This window comes from Actinoplanes couchii (assembly GCF_016862075.1).
GTDB lineage: Bacteria > Actinomycetota > Actinomycetes > Mycobacteriales > Micromonosporaceae > Actinoplanes > Actinoplanes couchii.
This window is the reverse complement of record NZ_BOMG01000073.1, coordinates 90,882-112,918: the sequence shown is the minus strand read 5'-3', so window position 1 is coordinate 112,918 and position 22,037 is coordinate 90,882. Positions and strand designations below refer to the sequence as shown.

Genomic DNA, 22,037 nt, shown 5'->3' with positions numbered 1-22,037 from the left:
GGTTCGGCGCCCCGTACCCGCACGGACCGCCGCTGCACTGTTCGTCGACGGAAGTGATCTCCCGGCGCTTGAGGTAGGGGTGTCGGGGCGCCGGCGGCGAGCTGTGGCCGGGGCGCCGGTTCGGGGGCGGTGTCAGCGCCGGCCGCGGAGATCTGCCGGCCGGCCTCGGCGGAGGGCCGCCGTGGGCTCGGTGATCGTCGGTCCGAATGGGCGCCGTTCCACCGTCGGCCGGCCGCCACCGTTCCGCGCGTTCCCACCGTCCGGCCCGGCGGCCCTGCCGTCCGGCGTGTCGTTCGCCCTGTCGTTCGCCCTGCCGTCCGCCGTGTCGTTCGCCGTGTCGTTCGCCGAGCGCGGGGCCGGGGAGCCGGGCTCGGCGTTGCGCGGTCGAGGGGCGTGGGGTGTGCCGGCCAGCAGGTTGGCGGAGAACCGGGGGGTCCGGGCCTCGGGCGCGGCTACTGGAAAGCGGCTGGGAAGTTGTTGGAGGGCGGCTGTGAAACTCGCGGGTGGGGGCGGGGTTTCACCGGACCTCCGGTCGGCTGTCCGGGCGGACACCGGGGGAGCGGGGCAGAGGTCGCGTTGAGCGTCGGGGGAAGCCGGGGGCAGCTCGGGGAGAAACACCCGGACGACCTTAGACACCGTGCGCGCGGATGGGGGTTGCCGCGCCGGAGACACCCGGACGGGGTACCCCGGGCACAGCAAGGTCACAGACGTCTCACCGCTGCCGAACAAGATGAAGGCGCAATCTCGTTCACATGACCGACCTGATGACGCGCCCCGGCGTGAACGAGCACAGCCACGATCCGTACCACCGTGGCGGGCGGGTGACCTTCGATCTGCCGCCGGTGCACTACGTGCCGTCGCCGATGCCGGCCGGGCCCCGCGACCCGCGGTGGAAGAAGCGGATCGCGGGCGGCGCGGCGGTGCTGGCGCTGATCGCCGGGGGCGGCGCCACGGGCGCGTTCCTGGTGGAGAGCTATGTGAACGATCAGCCCGCCCGGGCCTCGGTCGTCGCGACCACGGTCAGCGAGACCAGCGACCTGGCGCCGATCGTGGCGAAGGTGCAGCCCAGCATCGTCACCGTGCTCGTCGACAGCAACCGGTCGTCGTCGCTCGGGTCCGGGGTGGTGCTCAGCGCCGACGGCCTGATCCTCACCAACAACCACGTCATCGAGTCGGACGGCACGGTCAGCGTCCGCCTGTCCACCGGCCAGACCGTGCCCGCCTCGGTGGTGGCCACCGACGCGACCCACGATCTGGCGCTGGTGCAGGCCACCGGCCTGTCCGGGCTGACCCCGGTCACGTTCGCCACCGACGACAGCGTCGCGGTCGGTGACACGGTCCTGGCCTTCGGCGCCCCGCTGGGCCTGGAGGGCACGGTGACCTCGGGCATCGTCTCGGCGCTGGACCGCTCCCTGGACACCGGCGACGAGAAGCTGAGCGGCCTGCTCCAGACCGACGCCGCGATCAACCAGGGCAACTCCGGTGGCGCGCTTGTCGACACGTCCGGCCGGGTGGTCGGCATCAACGTCGCCATCGCCACCGCCGGGGACAGCACCGGCAGCGTCGGCCTCGGCTTCTCCATCCCGGCCGACACCGTCACCAGCGTCGTCCGCCAGCTCGAGGCCAAGCTCTGACCGGCCCCTTTCAGGCCGCTGATCTGATATCGCGCAGTGCTGACCCGCGTACCCCGTACGCGACCAGCCCGGCCACCGCGATCACGGTCGCGACGACGGCGGCCGTCCGGTTGTCGTGCGGCTGGGTCTGCCAGGTGAGCGCCTGCAACGGCACCGAGGCCCCGGCGAACGGCGTCATCACCACCGGCAGGGTCCACGCCAGCGGCAGGAACCACGAGCGTGCCGTGCCGAGCGCCACCGCGCCGAGGGCGGTCAGGCCGAGCAGCCCGGCCGCGTCCCGGAGTACCAGCGCCGCCGGCCCGAACCGGGCGCCGGTCAGCAGCGTGACCAGCACCAGAGCCAGGATGATCACGAGCGCCACCAGGAGATGCGCGGCCCGCCGGGGCAGCCAGCGCAGCGCGCTGGTCCGGTCCAGCGCGTCGTCGTGACCGCCGAGGGTGGGGGCCACCACGGCCGCCAGCAGCAGCACGAGCAGGGTGACCAGGCTGATGTCGGCGTCCGGCACCTCGGAGAAGACCGCCACCACCGTCCACAGCACCAGGGTGCCGCTGGCCGCCGCGGCCAGCGCCGCCGGAATCCGCCGGGCCCGCAGGTGCAGTCCGAGATACCTCATCCCAGCAGTCCCGTCATGTCCGTGCACTCCAGCCCGGCTTTCCGGACCGCCGCCACCTTGGCCAGCGCCTCCGCTTCGGGCAGTGCCCGCAGCTTCTCCCACAGCGCGGTCGTCTCGGGCAGGACGGTGTAGGGCGTCCCGTCGTCGAAGGTGACGCCCGCCTCCTCGGGATCGTTGACCGGCGCCCGGCCGGAGAGCCAGGAGCCCGCGGCTCGCGCCACCGGGATCTCGTAGAATTCGGTGCAGTTCGCGAAGCTCGTCCCGCCACCCTCCAGCATCCGGGTGACCAGGTGGCCGGCGTCCGCGAGACGACCGTCCGGGCCGACTTCCATCCGGAACTCGACGACGCCGTCCGGCGGCGGCTTGATGTCGGACTCGTCCAGGTAGTTGTCGGTGTCCTCCTGGGCGCTGGTCGGCGCGCCGGGCAGCTTCGCCAGCAGGGCCAGGGCCTCCCGCGCCTTGGGGGTGATCTCGGTGAGGAGCCCCGAGTGCGCCCGGCCGACACAGACGCGCGGCGCGTCGTCGGTGCAGACCAGTTCCTGGGCCACCGGGTCGATGGTGACGCGGTCGTAGTCGTGCGGCATGACGGCGATCGCGGCTACCAGGCCGAGCGCGATCGGCGCCGCGGCCACGGACCGGGTCTGCCACCGGCGGGCCGACAGCACCACCGCGGCGGCCACGATCACGGTCAGTGCCAGGATCGCCTGGGCCGCGCTGACCGCGGCGGGAACGGTCTGGAACTCGTTCCACGGGCTCATCGCCCACGCCGGGGAGGCCAGGACGGACTGCCATTCCTCGCGGAATGCCATCGGCCCGGCGAGGACGGCCACGAATCCGGCCACGGCCAGTCCGGGCGCGGTGGCGGGGCTGGGCACCAGGCGCCCCACGGCCAGGCCCGTCCAGGCCGACGCGATCACGGCCAGGACCCCGACGGCGACGACACCGTACGCGGCGGAGGGCAGGTACTCGGCGGTCGCCATGATCCACGGCGCGGAGACCGCCAGGATCGCCGGGTAGGCGAGTGCGATCGGCAGGCCGACGGCGGTCAGGGTGAGCAGAACCCGCTGGTGCTGCGGGCGGGGGGTGCCGGCGAAGAGTTCCGTCACCGTGGCCCGGTGCTCCCGGCGGGCCAGCCAGCCGCCGATCGCCAGGGCCAGCGGGCACAACAGCATCAGGTGGTCGCGCTGCTCCATGGCGAGTTCCATCCAGCCGCCGGACCACAGGCCCCGGTCGAGGAACAGCGCGACCGTGCCGACCAGCAGGATCAACAGGGCGCCGGGTAGGCCGAAACGGAGCAGTTGGACACGCAGCACCCGGGTCATGCCACACCCCCGTTGCGGGCGCGGCGCAGCAGCGCGGAGTAGCCACGCTCGGCCGGGCTGTCCCCGGCGTCGTTCGGCCCGCCGTGGTCGATCAGGGTGTTCGCGTCGCCCTGGAACACCAGCCGGCCCTCGTTCACCATGAGCACGTCGGTGCAGGCCGCGACCACGTCCTCGACCAGATGGGTGGAGACCAGCACACAGCTGTCGACGGCGAGGTCGCGCAGCAGCTCCCGGAAGTCCAGCCGCTGCTCCGGGTCGAGACCGACGGTCGGCTCGTCGAGCAGCAGCACCAGGGGGTTGTTGACGATGGCCTGGGCGATGCCCGCCCGGCGCAGCATGCCACCGGACAGCGTCTTCATCCGGGCGTCGGCCCTGGTGGTGAGCCCGACCCGCTCGATGGCCCGCTGGGCGGCCCCCGGGATGGTGTGCTTCGGCATCTCCTTGAGCCAGGCCATGTACTCGACGAACTCGCGCACCGTGAACCTCGGGTAGAAACCGAACTCCTGCGGGAGGTAGCCGAGCCCCCGGCGGGCCTGCCGCAGGTTGCCGCGCCCGCCGACGTCCTGACCGAGAATGGTCAGCTTGCCGCCGGCCGGCCGCAGCACGGTGGCCAGCGCCCGCATCAGGGTGGTCTTGCCGGCGCCGTTCGGGCCGAGCAGCCCGTGCACGCCGTTCTGCATCCGCAGATCGAGGCCGTCGACGGCCAGGTGCCGCCCGGCTTTGACCTTCAGCTGTTCGGCGTGGACGGACCACGCATAGGTAGCGGGCGCGGTCTCGGCCGCACTGATGGTTCGCATGTCTCTCCTCCAGAGTGGGGGTGCGGTCAGTTGCCGCTGGTCAGGCGGCGGAAAAGGTCGGCGCGGGCGACGGCGAAACCGGTGGTCACGGCGGCGACCAGGGTCCAGCCCGCGGGGGCGGCGCCGGACTGCAGGACCACGGGCAGTTCCGCGGTGACGAGGGTGGGCAGCACGATCGCCGCGGCCCAGAGCGCGGCCAGCACGAACGCCGCCCGGTGCACCCCGATCAGGGCGCCGAGGGCGATCGACGACGCGGTGAACGCGAGACAGGGTGCGAGCAGCAGGGCGATCGAGGTTCCGGTGTACGCGCCGGCCAGCACCAGCAGCGGCATGATCACCGCCAGCACCACGGCGGTCCGGCGCAGCAGCATGGCGAGCCCGGCCGCCGGGGTGGCGGCGATCAGTTCCCAGGCCGGGTCGGTGCGGCGGCTCCACGCGACCGCCACCCCCGGCAGCGGGGCCACCGGCGCCAGCAGCAGCACCAGCGACGGCATCTGCGGTTCCAGCACGTTCATCAGGACGGCGCAGCCGATCATCGCGGCCGTCATGATCAGCCACGGGGCCAGGGTCACGGTGAACCAGCGGCGGCCGGTCACCGACCAGGCCCGCGGGTTGCGGACCGGGGCGGGCCCGGCGACGATGCCCCGGTCGATGCCGGCGGCGACCGTCTCGAGCAGGGCCCGGGTGTCGCCGGTGAGGTGGCCGGTCAGCCGTGCCCGGCAGTCCGGGCAGGTCTCCAGGTGCGATTCGACGGTCCAGACGGCGGCGTCGTCGAGGCCGGGGTCGCCTTCGGCGTACCGGGCCAGCACCGTGGGTTCCGGATGTGTGCTCATGACAGCGCCTCCCGCAGCGCGATTCGGGCCCGCCGCGCGCGGGATTTCACGGTGCCCTCCGGCACGTTCAGCAGGACGGCGGTGTCCCGGGCGGAGAGCCCGTCCAGCACCATCGCCCGCAGCACCTGCCGGACCTCCAGGGGAAGTCGCAGCAGCGCCTGCTCCAGGTCCTGCCCGACCCGGCCGGCCATCACCTCGTCCTCGGCGGCCGGAGCCACCGTCTCGGCGACCGGCACCGGCGGCACCTGCTCCTGCCGGGCCCGCCGCCGGAACGCGTCGACCAGCCGGTTCGCGGCGATCGTCCACAGCCAGCCGAGGGCACTGCCCTGCGCGGCGGCCCCGGCGAAACTGCCGGCCGCCCGCCACACCGACAGGTAGGTCTCCTGCAGCACGTCAGCGACGACGTCGGCATCCGAACACCGGCGCCGCAGCCGAACGGCGAGCATCGGCGACGTACGCCGATACAACTCGTCGAACGCACGCCGATCACCGGCGGCGGTGCGGCGCACGAGTTCTTCCTCGTCGACCGCGTCCAGGCTTTCTCTCACACCGGGAAAGACGACCGCTTCCCGGCGATCGGATTCCTCCTGGAGGTGATCCACGCCACACGGGTGACCGTCAGGTCAGAAGTCCCGCCACTCGTCGAACCACTCGCCGGCGGTCGCGTCCGGGACTCCGGCCCGGCCGGCCAGAACGCTGAAGGCGTCACCGGCCTCCTCCCGGCGGATCGTGTCGATGAACTCGTACTCCATGTCGAGGTCGTTCAGGGTCTCCACCAGGGTGCGCAGGATCGGCTCGGCCTCGCCGGGCGACCCGATCCCGTCGATCGCGCGCAGCGCCGTGGCGTAGGCCTCGCACGCGGCCGTGCCGGCCGGGACCGACTCGTCGGCCCAGTCGCGGAACGGGTTGTCCAGGTGCGCGACCAGCCATTCGTCGCCCTTGGCGCCACGCAGGACGAGGGTGACCCCGGTGCCCTCGAACCGGTCGCGGAGCGCGGCGGCCACCGACTCGGGCACACCGTCGACGTCCAGGAGTTTCAGGAGCGGAAGAGCCGGAAGAGCCTCCGCCGGTACGCCGAACGCCCCGGTCATCGTGATCAACCGCAACCCGGGAAGGCCGGTGAGGTGGCCGGGATCGTCCAGGCGGCCGGGTGGCTCGGACCAGCTCAGACGCAGGGTGTGCGGGGCGGCCAGCCCGGTGAGGGCGGAGGCCGACAGCACCCCGGCGCCCCGCAGGGACACCTCGCGCACCTGCTGGAGACCAGCCGGCGCCCGGGTCGCGCCGAGCAGCGTGAGCGCCAGCCAGCGCCCGTCGTCATGGGCGTCGACCGTGCACACCTGAACGCTGTCGTGGGCGTCGACCACGCGCGCCTGAACGTTGTCGTGGGCGTCGGCTGTGCACGCCCGAGCGTCGTCGTGGGCGTCGGTCGCGCGCGCCCGAGCGTCGTCGTGGGCGTCGGTCGTGCGCGCCCGGGCCGAGTCCAGCTCGAGTGTGTGGGCCCCGGCCGGCAGGCGTATCGAACGGACGCCGTCGCCGTGGATGTGCAGGTCGCGGATCGCGGTCGCGCGGAGGTCGACCTCCGCCGGAGCGGAGTCCCAGTGCAGCCTCGTGATCAGCGGATGCGCCGCGAGCGCGGCGGTCAGCCCACGATCGGGGCCGGACCAGGCGATCTCGGTGCACCAGGTGATGCGGTCGAGGAAGGACCAGTCGCTCAGACCGGCCGGGAACCGCTCCGCGCCCGGGAACTCCCGGTACCCGGCTCGGGCCGCCTCGGGCAGCCGATCCCAATCCCGCTGGACGGCCAGCTGCGACAGCGGCCACGACCAGCGCGCATAGGACTCCACGCTCGACGGGACACCGGCCGGGACCGGCAGATTGCCGATCCAGTCGAGATCCGGGGGTGGCGCCTCGTCCTCCCGGAAGACCGAGACCTGAGCGAGCAGCTCCGAGCGGTGGTGGTCGAGACGGGCCGGGCCGGCATCACGGAGATCCTCCAGCGACGGTGGCGACGCCGCGACGTGATCCAGCGCGTGGATCGTGATCGTCTCGGTGTCGACCCCGGAGACCTGACAGGCGCCGAACCCGCCGCCGGGTAAAGGGCCGACCGCGACATCACCGACTCGGAGAATCATGCCGACAGATTAGAACGGGGGTCTGACATGTGACGGTCGGTGACCTCGGGGTCAGAGGACGGCGCGGAACTCCGGCCAGCGGCCCCAGAAACGCTCGACCTCTTCGATCACGTTCTGCAACCGGGCGGCGACGTCGCGCGGGACCGGGGTGCCGTCGTCCCAGCGCGGTGCGCTCGGCAGGTAGTAGAGACTGCCCCGCACTCCCGGGTCCACGCCGAGAGTCAGGACGTGGCCGTCCACCTCGAACTGCGTCGCGAAACGCTTGCTGCGCACGATCGCGCCGGTGTGGTGGCGGGCTTCCCGGGGCTGAAGTTCCTGGACCGTCATGACCTACTCCTTGCCGAACGAAACATGACTGAAACACGATCGACATCGGGAAATACCCGACCGTGCCGTGAGCCTCGTAACAGTGTGTACGCGCGAGCCGGTTCGGACGTTCAGTACTTCGGAGGAATTTCATGGACGTTTTCCGGCACACCCGGTGACGGACAGCTCCGGCGCGACTCCGGCGGCCCGAGCGAACCGGATCGGGTAGCCCTGAATCGGCGGGCGGGCCAGGTGGGCTGCTCCGCTCCGGCCGGCGGGTGCGACGGACAGCTCAATCCCGGCCGGCGGGTGCGACGGACAGCTCAACCCCGGCCGGCGGGTGCGACGGACAGCTCAACCCCGGCCGGCGGGCTGGGTGGATCGGTGCGGCGGGAAGCGAGGGTCTGCCGTGAGGGGCCGCTTCGGCCCGGAACCGGCTGGTCGGTCGTGCGGGGCCGCACCGGTCGCCTCGACGAGGACGGGACTTTTCGCCGGGCGTACCGAAAAAGGGGTTAAAAAGAGAGGTGACCGTTGGCGGACCGCGCCGCTGGAGCGAAGGCCGGCATCTCCACCACCTCGACCCCGGCGGCGATGAGCAGGGCGACGCCCTCGCAGGTCACGAAGAGATCCGGCTCGCGCCAGGCGATGACGACACGGGGGATGCCGGCCGCGATGATCAGGCCGGTGCAGGTGGCGTGCGGGCGGCTGGCGCGTTTCGAGCAGGGCTCCAGGGTGCTGTAGATCGTCGCGGAGTGCAGCCCGGAGTGGCCGGCGGCGCGTTGCAGGGCCGACTCCTCGGCGTGCACGTGCGGATCCACATCGCGGGACCAGCCGCTGGCCAACTCGTCCCCGGTGGCGCCGACGATCACCGCGCCGACCGAGAACGCCGAAGGGGACGGCGGGCAGCGGGGCGCCAACTCGATCGCCCGGCCCATCCACCGCTGGTCGTCCATCGTGCTCCCCGTGGGTCGTGCTCCCGTCGTTCGGTGCTGGTTCGACCCTATCGCTGGATCGTGAACGATCCTTTGCCGAGGTCAGAATGGACTTATGAACGACCTCGACGAACCAGTACGCCGAGCCGTCCAGAAGCTGGAACCGCGCCGTCAGGGGGTGGTGGCCGCCGGTTTCGTACGCGACGTCACAGCGATCGCGGGTACCGCCGGACTCGATGGGGAGTCGGTGTTCGAGATAGGGTCGGTGAGCAAGGTGTTCACCACGTCAGCCCTGGCCAGGCTGGTGGAAACCGGTCTTCCGGGAGTGGGCGCCGTCCGCCTCGACCAGCCACTCGGCGACTTCTTCCCGGCGCCCTCCGGGATCACGTTGCGGCACCTGGCCACCCACACCTCGGGGCTGCCGCGGCTGCCGCGAGGCATGCTGCTGCCGGCCCTGCTCCGCCCGCACGCCCCCGACCCCTACCGGCACTGCACCGCCGACTTCCTGATCGCCAACCTGGCCCGCATCCGCCCGGGGCGGCCCGGCCGGCGATACCACTACTCCAACCTCGGCGTCGGGCTGCTCGGCCTGGCGCTCGCCCGGCACACCGGCCTCCCGTTCGAGCAATTGATCAACACCAACTTCGATTTCCTGCGGAGTACGGGTACCGGCCTGACCACCGTGCCCGGCCACCGCGCCGACGGCCGCCCGGCCGCACCGTGGCATCTCGCCGACCTCGCGGGCGCCGGCGGTCTGCGGTCCACCGTCACCGACCTGGTCGCTTTCGTCCGCGCCCACTGCGACCCGGGTCTGCCGGGGGTGCGGCTGGCGCTGGAGACCGAGTTCCGGATCAACCCGTTCATGTCGCAGCGGCTCGGCTGGATGGCCCGCCGCCTGCACGAACGGGCCGGCGGGCATACCCAGATCTTCCACAACGGGCAGACCGGCGGCTTCGCCTCGTTCGCCGGTTTCGACCCGGTCGATCAGGTCGGCGTGGTCGTCCTGAGCGCCACCGCCCGATCCGTCGACACGGTCGCGTTCGAGTTGCTCAAGGAGTTGCAGTCGAGGACCTAGGGCTTTTTTGAGATTCGGCCGTGGCCCCGGCCGAATTTCAAAGAACCCTAAGAGCGGGCGAGGCGCCGCATCGAGCGCAGATAGCGGGTGGTCGCCAGTTCCTGGGCCATCGACGTCACCGGGCCGCCGAGGCGGGTCAGCAGGGTGCCGGGGCGGGAGAACGCGGTGATCCGGAAGCGGACCGTGCCGTTCGCCGTCAGGTGCAGGACGAACGCCTCCTCGCCGGACTCCGGGTGACCGGGCAGGGTGCCGTAGGCGAAGCCGCGCTGGTCGGGCTGGTCCACCCGGTACACCACCCGGCACGGGGCGGTCAGCGCCAGCCGGCCCCAGCCGATCCGGATCACCACCGGCAGGCCGGGGGCGGGTGGGCGGTCCGCGAGCACGCCGAGCCCGGCGCCCCGGTGCATCCGCCAGCCGAACAGGGCGGTCGCGGCCCGGTCGAACACTTCCGGGCCGTCACCTATCCGGATGTCCCGTCGCACGTGCCGATACCCGGGCGGCAGTGGAGCCTCCCGGGTCGCGCCCACCTCGGCGTACGTGAAAGGGGTGTTGAGCAGCATCAACCTCAGGCTAGACCAGATCGTCGAGCGCCGCCTCGCATTGATCGACATCAGCGGGGTCATTGCGGCGGACGGCCCGCCCCGAGAACAATGGCGGGACGGTGAACCGAAGGAAGATCGAGATGGTTATGACAGTCGGTGGCGCAACGCTGATCTGACGCAAGGGGTACGGGGATGGAACCGCTCGGCAGGGAATACCTGTTGCACGAGGAGATCGGTCGCGGCGCGATGGCGGTCGTCCGCCGGGCGACCAGCCGGCACGGCGGCCCGCCGCTCGCCGCGAAACTGCTCCGTCCCGAACTCGCCGGTGACCGCCGGGTCCGCGAACTGTTCCTGCGGGAGGAGGCCGCGCTCCGCGCCCTGGACCATCCGGCCGTCGTCCGGCTGCGGGACCTGATCGTCGAGGGCGGCACGCTCGCCCTGGTGATGGAGTTCGTCGACGGGCCCAACCTGCGCCGCTACCTGGGCATGCGTGGTGGCCGGCTGACTCCGGGCGAGGTCGTCACGATCGCCGCGCAGACCGCCGCCGCCCTGGCCGCCGCCCACGATCGCGGCATCGTCCACCTCGACCTCAAACCGGAGAACATCCTGGTCCGGCACGGGTCCACCCCGCCGGACATCCGGGTCTCCGACTTCGGGGTGGCGGTTCTGCTCAACGACACCGACCACGTCCCGGCCGGTGGCACCCCGGGTTACACCGCGCCGGAGATCTTCCAGGGCGGCCCGCCGACCCCGGCCGCCGACGTGTGGTCGCTGGGTGTGCTGCTGCTGGAGATGACCACCGGCCTGCCCTCCGGTGACCCGTCCGCGTTGCCCGGTCCGCTCGGGCCGGTCGCCCGGGACTGCCTCGCCGCCGATCCCCGGCGCCGCCCGCCGGCCCGCCGGGTCGCGGCCTACCTCGAACAGTTCGCCGCCGCGGTACGGCCGTCCAGCGCCCCGCCGCTGGCCGCTCCCGCGCACGGCCCGGTGGAGGACGTCGAGCCGACCACCCTGGCGCTGGGATTCCCGCCGCCGCAGCTGCCCCCGCCGACGTTCCCGCCGCCCGCCCCGCCGCAGCCGCCCCGCCCGGCGTTCCGGCCCCCGGCGGCGGCTCCGGCGGCCGGTTTCGAACGGCCCGGCCCGTCGTCGCCGCGGGCGGCCTTCGTCACGCCGCAGTCGGCGCCGCCCGCCACCGGGCCCGGCGCCCGCCGCGACACCATCGGCAGCTGGGCCGGGCAGATGCCGAACACCGGCCCGTATGAGCCGGCCCCGACCCGGGCGGCGTCCCGCTGGCGCCGGGGCCCGCTGGTCACCCTCGGGATCGCCGCGGTTGCCGCCGCCGTGGTCGCCGGGATCAACATGACCGCGGTGGCCGGCGAGCGCACCAGCAACCTGGTCACCCAGGTCAGCATGCCGCCGCCGGTGTCCCCGGTGGAGGCGGGCGCGTCCGGTGCGCCGCAGGCCCCGGCGACCCTGCCGCCGACCAGCGAGGTCGCGCTGCCGCCGCTGAACACCCCGAGCGCCGAGCGGCTGCGGGTCACCATGGCCGGCAAGGTCGACGGGGACGCCGGAACCCTGGCGATCTCGATCCGGGACGGGCAGGCGATCGCGTACGTCTGCGACGGCGACCGCCTGGAGGCGTGGCTCAAGGGCACCGCCAAGAACGGCCTGCTGAACCTGACCGGCAAGAACAACACGAAGATCACCGGACTGTTCGACGCCAACCGGGCCGCCGGCGAGATCACCGTCGAGGGGAAGACGAACCGTTTCGAGATCGGTGTGGTCCGCAAACCGTCCGGCCTGTACCGGCTGGCCAGCCGGGTAGGTAACGCGAAGGTCAACGGCTCGTGGATCGTGCTGCCGGACGGCCGTCAGGTCGGGGTGCTGCTCCGCGACGACCAGCCCGGCCCGGCGCCCGCCCTGGACCTGACCAACCGCACCGCCACCGTCGACGGCCAGGTGCTGACCGGCGCGACCACCATCGACGTGGACACCGGAGAGGGCTTCTGAGGTGGCTTCCGCGACACTGATCCGGCCCCGGTTCTGGCTGCCCGTGGTCGCCGGGATCGGCGTCGCGGTGATCCTCGGCGTCTACGGCCGCCTGCACGAGCCGGTGGTGACCGCGGACGTGTCCGGTTTCCTGAAACTGCAGACGCTGAAGGTGTGGCTGGCCACCGCGGTCGCCGGCCTGCTGTTCGTCCAGTTGCTGACCGCGCTGGGCGTCTACGGCCTGCTGCCCGGCGGCGCCCGGGTGGCCGGGGTGCACCGCTGGAGCGGCCGGCTCGCGCTGCTGCTGTCGGTGCCGGTCGCCGTGCACTGTCTCTACACGTTCGGGTTGCGCTCGGACACGCCCCGGGTGCTGGCCCACTCGGTGTTCGGCTGCCTGCTGTACGGCGTGTTCGTCACCAAGATGCTGCTGCTCAGCCGCCCTGGTCAGTCCCGCGGCTGGGGTGTCCCGCTGGCCGGGGGACTGGTGCTGATCGCGGTGGCCGGGGTGTGGGCCACCTCGGCGCTGTGGTTCTTCACCACGATCGGCGCGTCGTGGTGAACCGTCCTGAGCCGTAGCCAGGCGTCGGCCGGGAAGAAACGCCGGGCGAAGGCCCACGCCGTCCGGCTGTAGAAGGGCCGGGCGGCCGCCGCGTCGATGACCCGCGGATCGGTCAGCCGGTGGTCGCGGCCCTTCCAGCGCAGCACGCAGCCGCCCGCGGCCAGGACGTTGCGCACCCAGTTGGTGTGGGCGCCGAACGGCAGGTTGATCACGAAGCCGTCCGGGGCGACCGTCACCGCGATCGGAACGGTCAGGTCACGGCCGGTCTTTCGGCCACGATGATGGATCAGGCCCCAGAGCGGGAAGACGCGCCGGCCGGCCAGGAACAGGACGATTCTCGGAGTGCTCACGTCCTCGATCCTCCGGCTCAGGCGGGTCTGCCGCGTCCCGGACTTCCGTCATCGGGCATGGCGGAAATCCGGATCGCGTCGCTGCGGCCCCGGGCGCCGATCTTGCGGTAGATCGCGGAGAGATGCCGTTCCACCGTGTGTACGGTGATGCCCAGCTCCCGCCCGATCTCGGTGTTCGAGTCGCCGCTCGCGAGCCGGCGCAGCACGTCGCGTTCCCGGGCGGTGAGCTTGTTCCCGGTGGTGGGGCGGGCGATCCGGCCGGTCCGGACGAAACCGGTCACCAGCTCCACGTCGGCCACCGGGTTCTCCATGAACAGGGTCGGCGTCGACCCGGGCAGCTCGATCAGCCGCCCGTCCGGCAGCGCGCCGGCGAGCCGCCGGAACACCTCCACCGGGATCTGCTGCTCACTCTGCCGGTGCAGCACCAGCGCCGGCGCCCGGACCAGCGGCACCTCCGCGCTGACGTCGATGTGCGCCGCAGCCTCGAACCACGCTTTCGCCGCCGCCGGGCTGGTCGCGGTCCGGAACGCCTCCGCCGTCCACCGGCCCGACGTGGCCGAGTCCCAGCCCAGCCAGGCCGTCGCGGCGGCGTCGGCGAACAGATTCCAGTCCTGGTCGACCAGCGACAACAGCGCCTGTGTCTGGGCCGGCAGCATCGCCTCCCGCAGCCGCGCCGACCCGCCGAACAGGACCAGCCGGTTCACCCGCTCCGGTTCCCGGGCCGCGAACGCGATCGCCGTCGCCACCGCGTGGTAGTAGCCGAGCAGCGACGGCCGCTCCAGACCGGCGTGGTCCAGGACGGCCCGCAGGTCCCGCAGATGGGCGTCGACGCCCAGGTCACCGAGGTCGATCCGGCGGTCGGAGATACCGGTGCCGCGCCCGTCGTACAGAACCAGCGTCACCTTCCGGGCCAGCGCGGTGTACGCGGCCCGCATCGACGGGATCCGCCACTGGGCGGTGATGTTGCTCAGCGACGGCATCCACACCAGCGGCGGCCCCTGGCCGAGCAGCTGGTAGGCGATCGTCACCCCGTCCTCGGTACGGGCGAACCGTGGCTCCGGCGTCACGCCGTCCTTTCTACCAAGTCGCGAGCACCCGGGCCGGCCCGCCGGAGCCGGCCTCGTACGGCACCAGGCCCACGAAGATCCGCGCCCCGGCCCGGGGGAGCCGCTCCAGGTTCGCCAGGTTCTCCACGCCGTAACGGTCGGCGCCGGTCAGCGCCACGTGGGTGTCGAACGACGTCGACACGCCCGGGTCGATGCTCAGGGTGTCCACGCCCAGACTCCGGATCCGCCGGTTCGTCAGCAGCCACTCGCAGGCGTCGGTGCCGAAACCCGGGAAACGCAGATCGTTGCGGTACGCGGCACCGGTGCGGGCGCCCCAGCCGGAATACATCAGCACCGCGGCGCCGTCCGGGATACGGCCGTGCCGCCGTTCGTACGCCCGCAGGTCCTCGATCATCACCATGGTGTCCGGATCGTGTGCGGCCCGCCCGGCGATGTCGACGACCGCCGCCGGGAGGAGCAGCTCGTCCGGTCGCAGCTCGGTGGCGACCCGCCCACCCCTGGTGAAGTGGGCGGGCGCGTCCACATGGGTGCCGATGTGCTCGATGACCCGCCACTCCTGCATGTAGTAGCCGTCCTTCCCGATCGAGGCGACGGTCCGGCGGCGGGCCTCCTCACCGGGTGTGTAGCCCGGCATGCGGGTGGTCAGCGGGTACGTCAGGTCCAGGATGCCGTGGCCGCCCGCGTGGGCCGGCCCGGTTCCGATCATCGCGGCGGCGGCGACACCGGCCCCGCCGAAGAGTGCGGCCCGGCGGGTGGTTCCTGCTTCGGTACACATCGGATTTTCCCCCTTTTGTCAGGGTTTCATGCTGCACCGCTCCCCAGCAGATCCCACCGATTTCCGGCGATGTCCAGAAAAAGGGCGACTTTTCCGTACGACTCGGTACGCGGTTCGCGGACGAACGTGACACCGGCCGCGACCATCCGCTGATAGCTGGCGTCGAAGTCGTCCACGTTCAGGAAGAACCCGACCCGCCCGGCCGTCTGATCCCCGACCGCCCGGCTCTGCCGTTCCCCGTCCGCCCGCGCCAGCAGCAGCCCGGTCCGCGCGTTCGGCGGCCGCACCACCACCCAGCGCTTGGGCCGCCCGTCGTTCGTCAGCGACGCCGAGTCCTCCACCAGGTCGAACCCGAGCACCCGCGTGAAGAACTCGATGGCCGGGTCGTACTCGTCAACGATCAGGGCTACCAGGTCGATGTGCACCGGGGCAGCCTACGATGCGGGCCCATGGAACCCGACCAGGTACGCCGCGCCTACGACACCGCCGCCGGGGCGTACGTCCGTGTCGTGCCGACCCCCGCGATCGAGGCCCCGCTCGACCTGGCGATGATCGACGCCTTCGCGGCGGAGGTGACAGCCGGCGACGACCCCGCGGTCCTGGACGCCGGGTGCGGCGCCGGCCGGATGAGCCGTTACCTGGCCGACCGCGGCTGCCGGGTGCGGGGTGTCGACCTGTCGCCGGGCATGCTGGCGTTCGCCCGCCGCGACCACCCGGACCTGGAGTTCACCGTCGGTTCGCTGGCCGCCCTGCCGTACCCGGACGCCTGTTTCGCCGGGGTCCTGCTCTGGTACTCGACCATCCACACCCCACCCGCCGGCCAGGCCCGCCTGTTCGCCGAGGCGGCCCGGGTGCTGCGGCCGGGCGGTCACCTGCTCGTCGGGTTCCATGTCGGCGAGGGAGTCCGGGACCTGGCCGAGGTCTATCGCCGGCTCGGCCACGAGGTGCGGCTGGAACGCTACCGCTACACCGCCGACCAGGTCGCCGCCCACTTCGGGCCGGCCGGCTTGCGCGAGATGGGCCGCCTGGTGCGTGCCCCACGCCCCACCGAACGTGACGAGCAGGCGATGCTGCTGGCCCGCCGCGAGGGAGTGGCCGCGCGGTGAAGGGGCGGGCGATCGGCTGGCTCGGCCATCCGATGACGATGGCCGCGCTGGCGCTGCTGGTGGTCAACGACCACATTCTCAAGGCGACGTTCCCGGGGTGGGTGACCGGGAAGCTCAGCGATGTCGCGGGGATGGTTCTGGCGCCGCCGTTGCTGGCGGTTCTGGTCGGTCTCATCGCTCCGCGACTGTCTTTTCGGCGGGTTGCGGTGGGTTCGATTGTTGCGGTGGGTGTGGGGTTCGGGTTCGTCAAGGCTTGGTCGTACGGCGCCCAGTTCGCGTCCCAGGTCTGGAGCCTGGGAATCCCGTCGTTGATCCGGGCCGATGTCACCGACCTGCTCGTGTTGCCGTTCCTGGCGGTGGCGTGGTGGGCCGCTCGGCAGCAGCCCCGGGACGGCCGCCGGGTGCGGGCGTTCCGGCTGGCCGTACTGCTGCCGGTCGCCTTGATGGGTGTGGCCGCGACCAGCGCGGTGCTGGAACCGTTCGCGGCGCGGGTGTTCGCCGTCGACGGCAAGATCCACCTGGACGCCGACGGTGGTGAGCACGTCGGCGCCTGGTCGATCAGCGACGACCAGGGCGAGACCTGGACCAATGGGGAGCGGCTCACGGATCCGCCGGCTCCGAACAGCTGCTCGCAGACCGTGCCGGTGGTCTGCTACCGGCCGATCCCCGGTGCTCTTGGGGTGCAGAGCAGCACGGCGGGCGGACCGTGGACGGTGAGCTGGCAACTCTCCGACCGGGACCGGAAGAACCTGAGCCGCGAGTACGCCGTGGACGAGGAACTCGTGACCACACGATCCCTGGCCGTGCTCGACGTCGAGGGCGGTCACGTGGTGGCGGTGGCGAACGGCGCGGACGGGTTCGCGCTGCGCACGGTGGGCGGCGAGTGGAAACGGATCGGGTTCCCGGGCTTCGCGGGATACGAGACGCCGCCCGACCCGGCGACCTCCGGAGCGCCGCCGGAGGTGGATCCGGTGCCGGTGGTCGGCCCGTCGGTGCTGCTGGCCGCCGGGTTCCTGATCCTGACCGCGGGACTGGTGTGGCTGCGCCGTGCGGGCGGCGGCCGGCGCTGGTGGTGGCTGCTCACGGCGCCGGTGATCACGACGGCGGCGTTCCTGTTCATCGCGGTCGCCGCTGCCGTCACCCCGTCGTGGGAGTTGCGGGCGCTCGGCTGGGCCGCGATGACCTTCGCGATCGCGGCGGTGGTCGTCTGCGGGGCGGTGCCGTTCTTCGCCGCGGCGTCGAGGGTCGCGAAGCACAGCTGGATCGGGTACCTGGCCGGTGCCCTGATGCTGACGTCACCGATCCTCGCGCGGATGGTCCAGAGCCTGGGCTGGTTCTGAGGGCAGTTCGTCCGGCGTACCGGAAAGGGAATGAAGGGTGTGACCCCCGCCGCAGCGCAAGTTCTTTGAATCTGAAATAGTTGCGCAGTCAACGAGGTTGTACGGGGCGTCCGGGAAGCAAGAACCCCGGCGGAGACAGCAGGAGCGGGTCATGCAGTTCGGAATCTTCAGCGTCAGCGACATCACGACGGACCCGACCAACGGCCGGACCCCCACCGAGGCGCAGCGCATCAAGGACATCGTCACCATCGCGAAGCACGCGGAGGAGGTCGGCCTCGACGTCTTCGCGCTCGGTGAGCACCACAACGAGCCGTTCTTCTCGTCCTCGCCGACGACCACGCTCGCCTACATCGCCGCGCAGACCAGCACCCTGCAGCTCTCCACCGCGACCACGCTGATCACCACGAACGACCCGGTGAAGATCGCCGAGGACTTCGCGATGCTGCAGCACCTCGCCGACGGCCGGGTCGACCTGACCCTGGGCCGCGGCAACACCGGCCCGGTCTACCCCTGGTTCGGCAAGGACATCCGGGCCGGCATCCCCCTCGCCATCGAGAACTACGCGCTGCTGAACAAGCTGTGGCGCGAGCACACCGTCGACTGGCAGGGCAAGTTCCGCACCCCGCTGCAGGGCTTCACCTCCACGCCGCGCCCGCTCGACGACGTCCCGCCGTTCGTGTGGCACGGCTCGATCCGCAGCCCGGAGATCGCCGAACAAGCCGCCTATTACGGCGACGGCTTCTTCGCCAACCACATCTTCTGGCCGGCGTCGCACACCAAGCAGATGGTCGGTCTGTACCGGCAGCGTTTCGAGCACTACGGCCACGGCTCCGCCGACCAGGCGATCGTCGGACTCGGCGGCCAGGTGTTCCTGAACAAGAACAGTCAGGACGCGGTCAAGCAGTTCCGGCCGTACTTCGACAACGCCCCCGTCTACGGCCACGGCCCGTCCCTGGAGGACTTCACCTCGCAGACGCCGCTGACCGTCGGCAGCCCGCAGGAGGTCATCGACAAGACCCTCGGCTTCCGCGAGTACGTCGGTGACTACCAGCGCCAGCTGTTCCTGCTGGACCACGCCGGCCTGCCCGTCAAGACCGTCCTGGAGCAGCTCGACCTGCTCGGCGCCGAGGTCGTCCCGGTGCTGCGCAAAGAGTTCGCCGCCCTCAAGCCGGCCCACGTGCCGGACGCCCCCACGCACGCCTCCCTGGTCGCTGCTCGCGCCGCTGCCGCGGAGAAGAAGGAAGAGGTCACGGCATGAAGCAGCGCAAGCTCGTCGTCATCAGTGCCGGGCTGAGCCAGCCGTCGTCGACCCGCCTGCTCGCGGACCAGCTGTCCGCGAGCGCGGTGCGGGCCGCCGGCCTGCTCGGGGTGACCCTGGACGTCCAGGTCGTCGAATTGCGCGACCTGGCGCACGAGATCACCGACAACATGCTCACCGGGTTCGCCCCGGCCTCGCTGAAGCAGGCGCAGGAGGCGGTCACCGCCGCCGACGCCCTGATCACGGTGTCGCCGGTGTTCTCGGCCAGCTACAGCGGACTGTTCAAGTCGTTCTTCGACGTCCTCGACAAGGACGCCCTGATCGACAAGCCGGTCCTGCTCGCCGCGACCGCCGGGACGGCCCGCCACTCGCTGGTCCTGGAACACGCGCTGCGGCCGCTCTTCTCCTACCTGCGCGCGGCGATCATCCCGACGTCGGTCTTCGCCGCCAGCGACGACTGGGGCGCCAACTCGGTGGAGGGCCCGCTGCGGGGCCGCATCGAACGTGCCGCCGCCGAGCTGGCCCGGGAGGTGGAGCGCCGGGAGCCGGCCGTGGTCACCGACCCGTTCGCCCTGACGGCCAACTTCGAGGACATGCTCAAGAACCTCTGATCGCCGGTACGCGCTGTGGCCTGGTCCCGGGCCACAGCGCGTTCTTGTTCACGTGGCTTCGTTCAGGTGGCGGCAAGTCGCCGCAGCGAGTCGGTCATCGCCGTCACGAACCGGTCCCGGGTCCGGCCGGAGTTCACCCGCTGGATGCCGTGCCCGAGTCGAGGCCGCCCAGCCCCGCCCGCTCGACGAAGGCCAGTCCCACCGAGTCCGCACCGAATCTGGGTTTCGCCAACCGGCCCACTGTTCCGGACGACCACCACGTCGAATCCCCCCATCAACGCCCGAGCATCCAGGGGATGACACAGAGCCAGGTCGGAACTGTCCCGCAGCCGCGAGGTCAGACGGATGTCCTCGTCGCAGTACCGACGTCCCCGAGCCTGGTAGGAGAGATCACTGACGTAGAGAACCCGAGCCCGCGAAACCACCATCCCCACATCCTCACACCCCTGAAAACAGGTTCGGTCGGGGTCCGGAGTTCTGCGACCATCGTCGGCATGGCCGGTTTCGATGCTTGCGAGGTGGATTCGAGTGCACTCGAAGGAGGACTGCCGTACACCGCGCGGATCTCCCTGGCCGACGGGTCGCGCAAGGTGCTCGGCCGGATCGAGGCCGGTGCGGAGGTCCTCGGCGTCGACGGGGCCGGCAAGGTGGTCGCCACGCCCGTTCTGCAGACCTTCAACCACGGTAGGGCCGAGTCGTGGCTGAGAGTCAGGGGAGAGCGCCTCGGTGCCGGGCGCGGCAGTGCGACCTTCTCTGTCGTGTGCACTCCGAACCACCGCTTCTGGATGCCGGAACCGGGCGAATACGTGCCGGCCGGGAATCTGGCCGTCGGGCAACGGGTGACCGTGCTGCGGACCGAACTGGACCTCACCCCGTGCCAGTCCTCGGTCTTGCTGGGGAAGCTGCTCGGCGACGGATACCTGCATCTCGCGCCGAGCGGAAGTGGATCGGTGGTGTGGGGACACCGTGAGGCCGACCGGGACTACGTGGCGTGGACCCTGCGAGCGCTGGGCAGCCTTGCCAGCGGCACCATCCGAACCTGTGTCAGCGGCTACGGAACCACGATGCTGGACGCGCGGACCACCTTCCACCCGTGCATCACCGAGAGGTTCTCCTCGATGGTGGGCGGCGCCAGGAAGGCGGTGCCGGAGTGGGTCGCGGACGCCCTCGACCCGATCGCACTCGCATTCTGGTACATGGATGACGGGTCGTTACAGACGATGCCGGGCCAGGAGGACCGTGCGACTCTCTCCACCAACAGTTTCGGGGAGGGCGATTGCAGGATCCTGATTCGAGCCCTTGAACGGCTCGGTGTTCGTGCTGAGCTGATGAAGGACGGCCGAGGCTATCTGACCATCAGGTTGAACAGCGACGCTGCCGAGCGTCTGTTCCTCCTTGTCGCTCCTTACGTGCCGCCGTCGATGCAGCGGAAGCTCCCGGTTCGCTACCGAGGCCACCATGGGTGGCTTCCGCCAGCCGGCGAGGTGTACAAGCCGCCGCTCGTTCCGCAGCGGATCACCGGGATCGAGCACGACGTCAGTGGTGTCGCGGGGCATCGTCGTGACATCGCGACGGGGACGCGCAACTTCTTCGCCAACGGCGTGCTGGTTCACGACTCCGGCGCCCGCGCCGCGGAAGGTACGGTGGCGTGATGGGGGCGATCAAACCTTGGCAGTTGGTGCTCTGTTCGATGGTGTGTCTGCTGGGGGTGACCGGTGTGGTCGCGGCTGTGGTGCTGGCCGTTCGGGGGCGTACCAAAAAAGGGTCTTAGTGGGTTGAACCGGGCATGTCTTATGTCTTTGTGGCGCTTGTCGCCGGAGCGGTGGGGGTCGGTGGGGTGGCGGTTCCGGCTGTCGAGCCTGATCTTCGGTTCCATGTCAGTCAGTACGACGCGCCCGGTGTCGACAAGCGGACGCCGGAGAGTCTCGGGGCTGAGTGGATCTCGGTGATCAATACCGGGCCGACAGCGATCAGCCTCAAGGGGTGGACGGTCGGGGAGTCGCAGGGGCGTGTCTACACGTTCGGGGCGGTTGTCGTCCCGGCCAAGGGCGGCAAGGTCCGGTTGCGCACCGGGGGTGGGGTGGACACCGCTGCCGACGTGCACTGGAACAGCGGCACCCACGTCTGGGACAACACCGGTGATCAGGCCATCCTGCGGGATCCGGCCGGGAAGACCCATGACCTGTGCGGCTGGGGCTATCTGGCGGGGCGCACCCGGGTCAAGTGCTGATCCCGGGCGCGACGGGCGCCGTCGGCAAACCGGCTGGAGGTCGAGCGAAGACCGGGTGCTGATCTCAGACCGGCGGGCCGGCTATCACCAGGGCGGAGACGGCCAGCCAGCCGATGTGCCACGCCTGGTCCAGCTCGAACAGGCCGGTGCCCGGTCCGCTGGAGGCGGGGCCGTTCGGGCGGACCACACCCACACCGTCCAGGTAGCCGCCGCGGCCCAGCAGCCGGCCCAGCCGGATCAACGGCGTTCGCAGGTCGGCGATGAAGTGGGTGACCGCGTTCAGGGTGATGCCGGCGATCAGCCAGCCGGGCTCGAACGGCAGCCGCAGCCACCAGCCGGCCGCCAGCAGGAACACCGTGGTCGTCAGCGTCCACGACGCGACGTGCGCCGCACAGTGCCCCAGGGCGACGCTGCGGACGCAGTTCTCCGCGTCCAGGCCCTTGCCGAAGGCCTGCGTGCTGGTCTGCACCCAATGGTCACCGATGTAGTGCCCGGCCAGCATCACGCCGAACGCCACCGCGGCTATCACCGCTCTGACCAAGTCCTCGTCCTGCATGCGCGGTCCACCT

General features: G+C 71.5%; 24 protein-coding genes. 10 read left to right on the top strand and 14 right to left on the bottom strand.

Annotated elements, in window-relative coordinates:
• Positions 1–752 precede the first annotated feature (752 nt).
• Positions 753–1,634, top strand: coding sequence for a S1C family serine protease (locus tag Aco03nite_RS29485; RefSeq protein WP_203800406.1), 882 nt, complete (start codon positions 753–755; stop codon positions 1,632–1,634).
• A 10-nt stretch (positions 1,635–1,644) separates the two neighbouring features.
• Here Aco03nite_RS29485 and Aco03nite_RS29480 read toward each other — a convergent pair whose 3' ends face one another.
• The 8 genes from Aco03nite_RS29480 to Aco03nite_RS29445 form a co-directional block, all read right to left on the bottom strand.
• A complete protein-coding gene (locus Aco03nite_RS29480; protein WP_203800403.1) occupies positions 1,645–2,247 on the bottom strand; it encodes a hypothetical protein in 603 nt (200 codons plus the stop codon).
• The gene (locus tag Aco03nite_RS29475) at positions 2,244–3,569 is read right to left on the bottom strand and encodes a hypothetical protein (RefSeq protein ID WP_203800398.1); all 1,326 of its coding nucleotides are present in this window, start codon (positions 3,567–3,569) and stop codon (positions 2,244–2,246) included. Before Aco03nite_RS29475 ends, Aco03nite_RS29480 begins: the two co-directional genes overlap by 4 nt.
• Entirely contained in the window at positions 3,566–4,366 is an 801-nt protein-coding gene (locus tag Aco03nite_RS29470) for an ABC transporter ATP-binding protein (protein WP_203800395.1), read from the bottom strand. The genes Aco03nite_RS29475 and Aco03nite_RS29470 overlap by 4 nt, the downstream gene beginning before the upstream one ends.
• A 26-nt stretch (positions 4,367–4,392) precedes the next feature.
• Entirely contained in the window at positions 4,393–5,199 is an 807-nt protein-coding gene (locus Aco03nite_RS29465; RefSeq protein ID WP_203800393.1) for a cupin domain-containing protein, read from the bottom strand.
• Positions 5,196–5,747 carry an RNA polymerase sigma factor gene (locus Aco03nite_RS29460; RefSeq protein ID WP_203800391.1) on the bottom strand — a complete coding sequence of 184 codons (552 nt, stop codon included), beginning with the start codon at positions 5,745–5,747 and terminating at the stop codon, positions 5,196–5,198. Before Aco03nite_RS29460 ends, Aco03nite_RS29465 begins: the two co-directional genes overlap by 4 nt.
• A gap of 75 nt (positions 5,748–5,822) precedes the next feature.
• The gene (locus Aco03nite_RS29455; protein WP_203800390.1) at positions 5,823–7,331 is read right to left on the bottom strand and encodes a hypothetical protein; all 1,509 of its coding nucleotides are present in this window, start codon (positions 7,329–7,331) and stop codon (positions 5,823–5,825) included.
• Positions 7,332–7,382: 51 nt separating this feature from the next.
• Positions 7,383–7,658 carry a hypothetical protein gene (locus tag Aco03nite_RS29450; RefSeq protein ID WP_203800389.1) on the bottom strand — a complete coding sequence of 92 codons (276 nt, stop codon included), beginning with the start codon at positions 7,656–7,658 and terminating at the stop codon, positions 7,383–7,385.
• Positions 7,659–8,149: 491 nt separating this feature from the next.
• A complete protein-coding gene (locus Aco03nite_RS29445; protein WP_203800388.1) occupies positions 8,150–8,590 on the bottom strand; it encodes a deaminase in 441 nt (146 codons plus the stop codon).
• 94 nt (positions 8,591–8,684) lie between these two features.
• Here Aco03nite_RS29445 and Aco03nite_RS29440 point away from each other — a divergent pair, with 94 nt between their 5' ends.
• Positions 8,685–9,644 carry a serine hydrolase domain-containing protein gene (locus Aco03nite_RS29440; protein ID WP_203800387.1) on the top strand — a complete coding sequence of 320 codons (960 nt, stop codon included), beginning with the start codon at positions 8,685–8,687 and terminating at the stop codon, positions 9,642–9,644.
• A gap of 47 nt (positions 9,645–9,691) precedes the next feature.
• Here Aco03nite_RS29440 and Aco03nite_RS29435 read toward each other — a convergent pair whose 3' ends face one another.
• Positions 9,692–10,204 (bottom strand): DUF1990 domain-containing protein, encoded by a 513-nt coding sequence (locus Aco03nite_RS29435; RefSeq protein WP_203800386.1) that lies wholly within the window; start codon positions 10,202–10,204, stop codon positions 9,692–9,694.
• Between the two features lie 174 nt (positions 10,205–10,378).
• On the opposite strand from Aco03nite_RS29435, the gene Aco03nite_RS29430 reads away from it, so the two are divergent.
• Together Aco03nite_RS29430 and Aco03nite_RS29425 are read left to right on the top strand one after the other, a co-directional pair.
• Entirely contained in the window at positions 10,379–12,193 is a 1,815-nt protein-coding gene (locus tag Aco03nite_RS29430) for a protein kinase domain-containing protein (RefSeq protein WP_203800384.1), read from the top strand.
• A 1-nt stretch (position 12,194) separates the two neighbouring features.
• The gene (locus tag Aco03nite_RS29425) at positions 12,195–12,731 is read left to right on the top strand and encodes a DUF6529 family protein (protein WP_203800382.1); all 537 of its coding nucleotides are present in this window, start codon (positions 12,195–12,197) and stop codon (positions 12,729–12,731) included.
• Here the strand turns inward: Aco03nite_RS29425 and Aco03nite_RS29420 are convergent.
• The 4 genes from Aco03nite_RS29420 to Aco03nite_RS29405 are packed head-to-tail and all read right to left on the bottom strand — an operon-like array spanning position 12,617 to position 15,348.
• Entirely contained in the window at positions 12,617–13,081 is a 465-nt protein-coding gene (locus Aco03nite_RS29420; RefSeq protein ID WP_203800380.1) for a PNPOx family protein, read from the bottom strand. The genes Aco03nite_RS29425 and Aco03nite_RS29420 overlap by 115 nt on opposite strands.
• A gap of 17 nt (positions 13,082–13,098) precedes the next feature.
• Positions 13,099–14,148 (bottom strand): alpha/beta fold hydrolase, encoded by a 1,050-nt coding sequence (locus Aco03nite_RS29415; RefSeq protein ID WP_239145526.1) that lies wholly within the window; start codon positions 14,146–14,148, stop codon positions 13,099–13,101.
• Between the two features lie 10 nt (positions 14,149–14,158).
• Positions 14,159–14,923 (bottom strand): cyclase family protein, encoded by a 765-nt coding sequence (locus Aco03nite_RS29410; protein WP_203800378.1) that lies wholly within the window; start codon positions 14,921–14,923, stop codon positions 14,159–14,161.
• Between the two features lie 26 nt (positions 14,924–14,949).
• Positions 14,950–15,348 (bottom strand): VOC family protein, encoded by a 399-nt coding sequence (locus Aco03nite_RS29405; RefSeq protein WP_203800376.1) that lies wholly within the window; start codon positions 15,346–15,348, stop codon positions 14,950–14,952.
• Positions 15,349–15,372: 24 nt separating this feature from the next.
• Between Aco03nite_RS29405 and Aco03nite_RS29400 the strand changes: the two genes are divergently transcribed.
• The 6 genes from Aco03nite_RS29400 to Aco03nite_RS29375 all read left to right on the top strand — a co-directional run bounded on the left by Aco03nite_RS29400 (position 15,373) and on the right by Aco03nite_RS29375 (position 21,468).
• Positions 15,373–16,029: a class I SAM-dependent methyltransferase gene (locus Aco03nite_RS29400; protein ID WP_203800374.1), complete on the top strand. Its 657-nt coding sequence runs from the start codon at positions 15,373–15,375 to the stop codon at positions 16,027–16,029.
• The gene (locus Aco03nite_RS29395; protein WP_203800372.1) at positions 16,026–17,369 is read left to right on the top strand and encodes a hypothetical protein; all 1,344 of its coding nucleotides are present in this window, start codon (positions 16,026–16,028) and stop codon (positions 17,367–17,369) included. Before Aco03nite_RS29400 ends, Aco03nite_RS29395 begins: the two co-directional genes overlap by 4 nt.
• A 151-nt stretch (positions 17,370–17,520) precedes the next feature.
• Positions 17,521–18,627: an LLM class flavin-dependent oxidoreductase gene (locus Aco03nite_RS29390; RefSeq protein WP_203800371.1), complete on the top strand. Its 1,107-nt coding sequence runs from the start codon at positions 17,521–17,523 to the stop codon at positions 18,625–18,627.
• Entirely contained in the window at positions 18,624–19,238 is a 615-nt protein-coding gene (locus tag Aco03nite_RS29385; protein ID WP_203800369.1) for an FMN reductase, read from the top strand. Before Aco03nite_RS29390 ends, Aco03nite_RS29385 begins: the two co-directional genes overlap by 4 nt.
• Positions 19,239–19,732: 494 nt before the next feature.
• Positions 19,733–20,890 carry a hypothetical protein gene (locus tag Aco03nite_RS29380; RefSeq protein ID WP_203800367.1) on the top strand — a complete coding sequence of 386 codons (1,158 nt, stop codon included), beginning with the start codon at positions 19,733–19,735 and terminating at the stop codon, positions 20,888–20,890.
• A 134-nt stretch (positions 20,891–21,024) separates the two neighbouring features.
• Entirely contained in the window at positions 21,025–21,468 is a 444-nt protein-coding gene (locus Aco03nite_RS29375) for a lamin tail domain-containing protein (protein WP_203800366.1), read from the top strand.
• Positions 21,469–21,532: 64 nt separating this feature from the next.
• On the opposite strand, the gene Aco03nite_RS29370 is transcribed toward Aco03nite_RS29375, so the two are convergent.
• Positions 21,533–22,024 carry a transcriptional regulator gene (locus tag Aco03nite_RS29370; RefSeq protein ID WP_203800365.1) on the bottom strand — a complete coding sequence of 164 codons (492 nt, stop codon included), beginning with the start codon at positions 22,022–22,024 and terminating at the stop codon, positions 21,533–21,535.
• Positions 22,025–22,037: the final 13 nt, after the last annotated feature.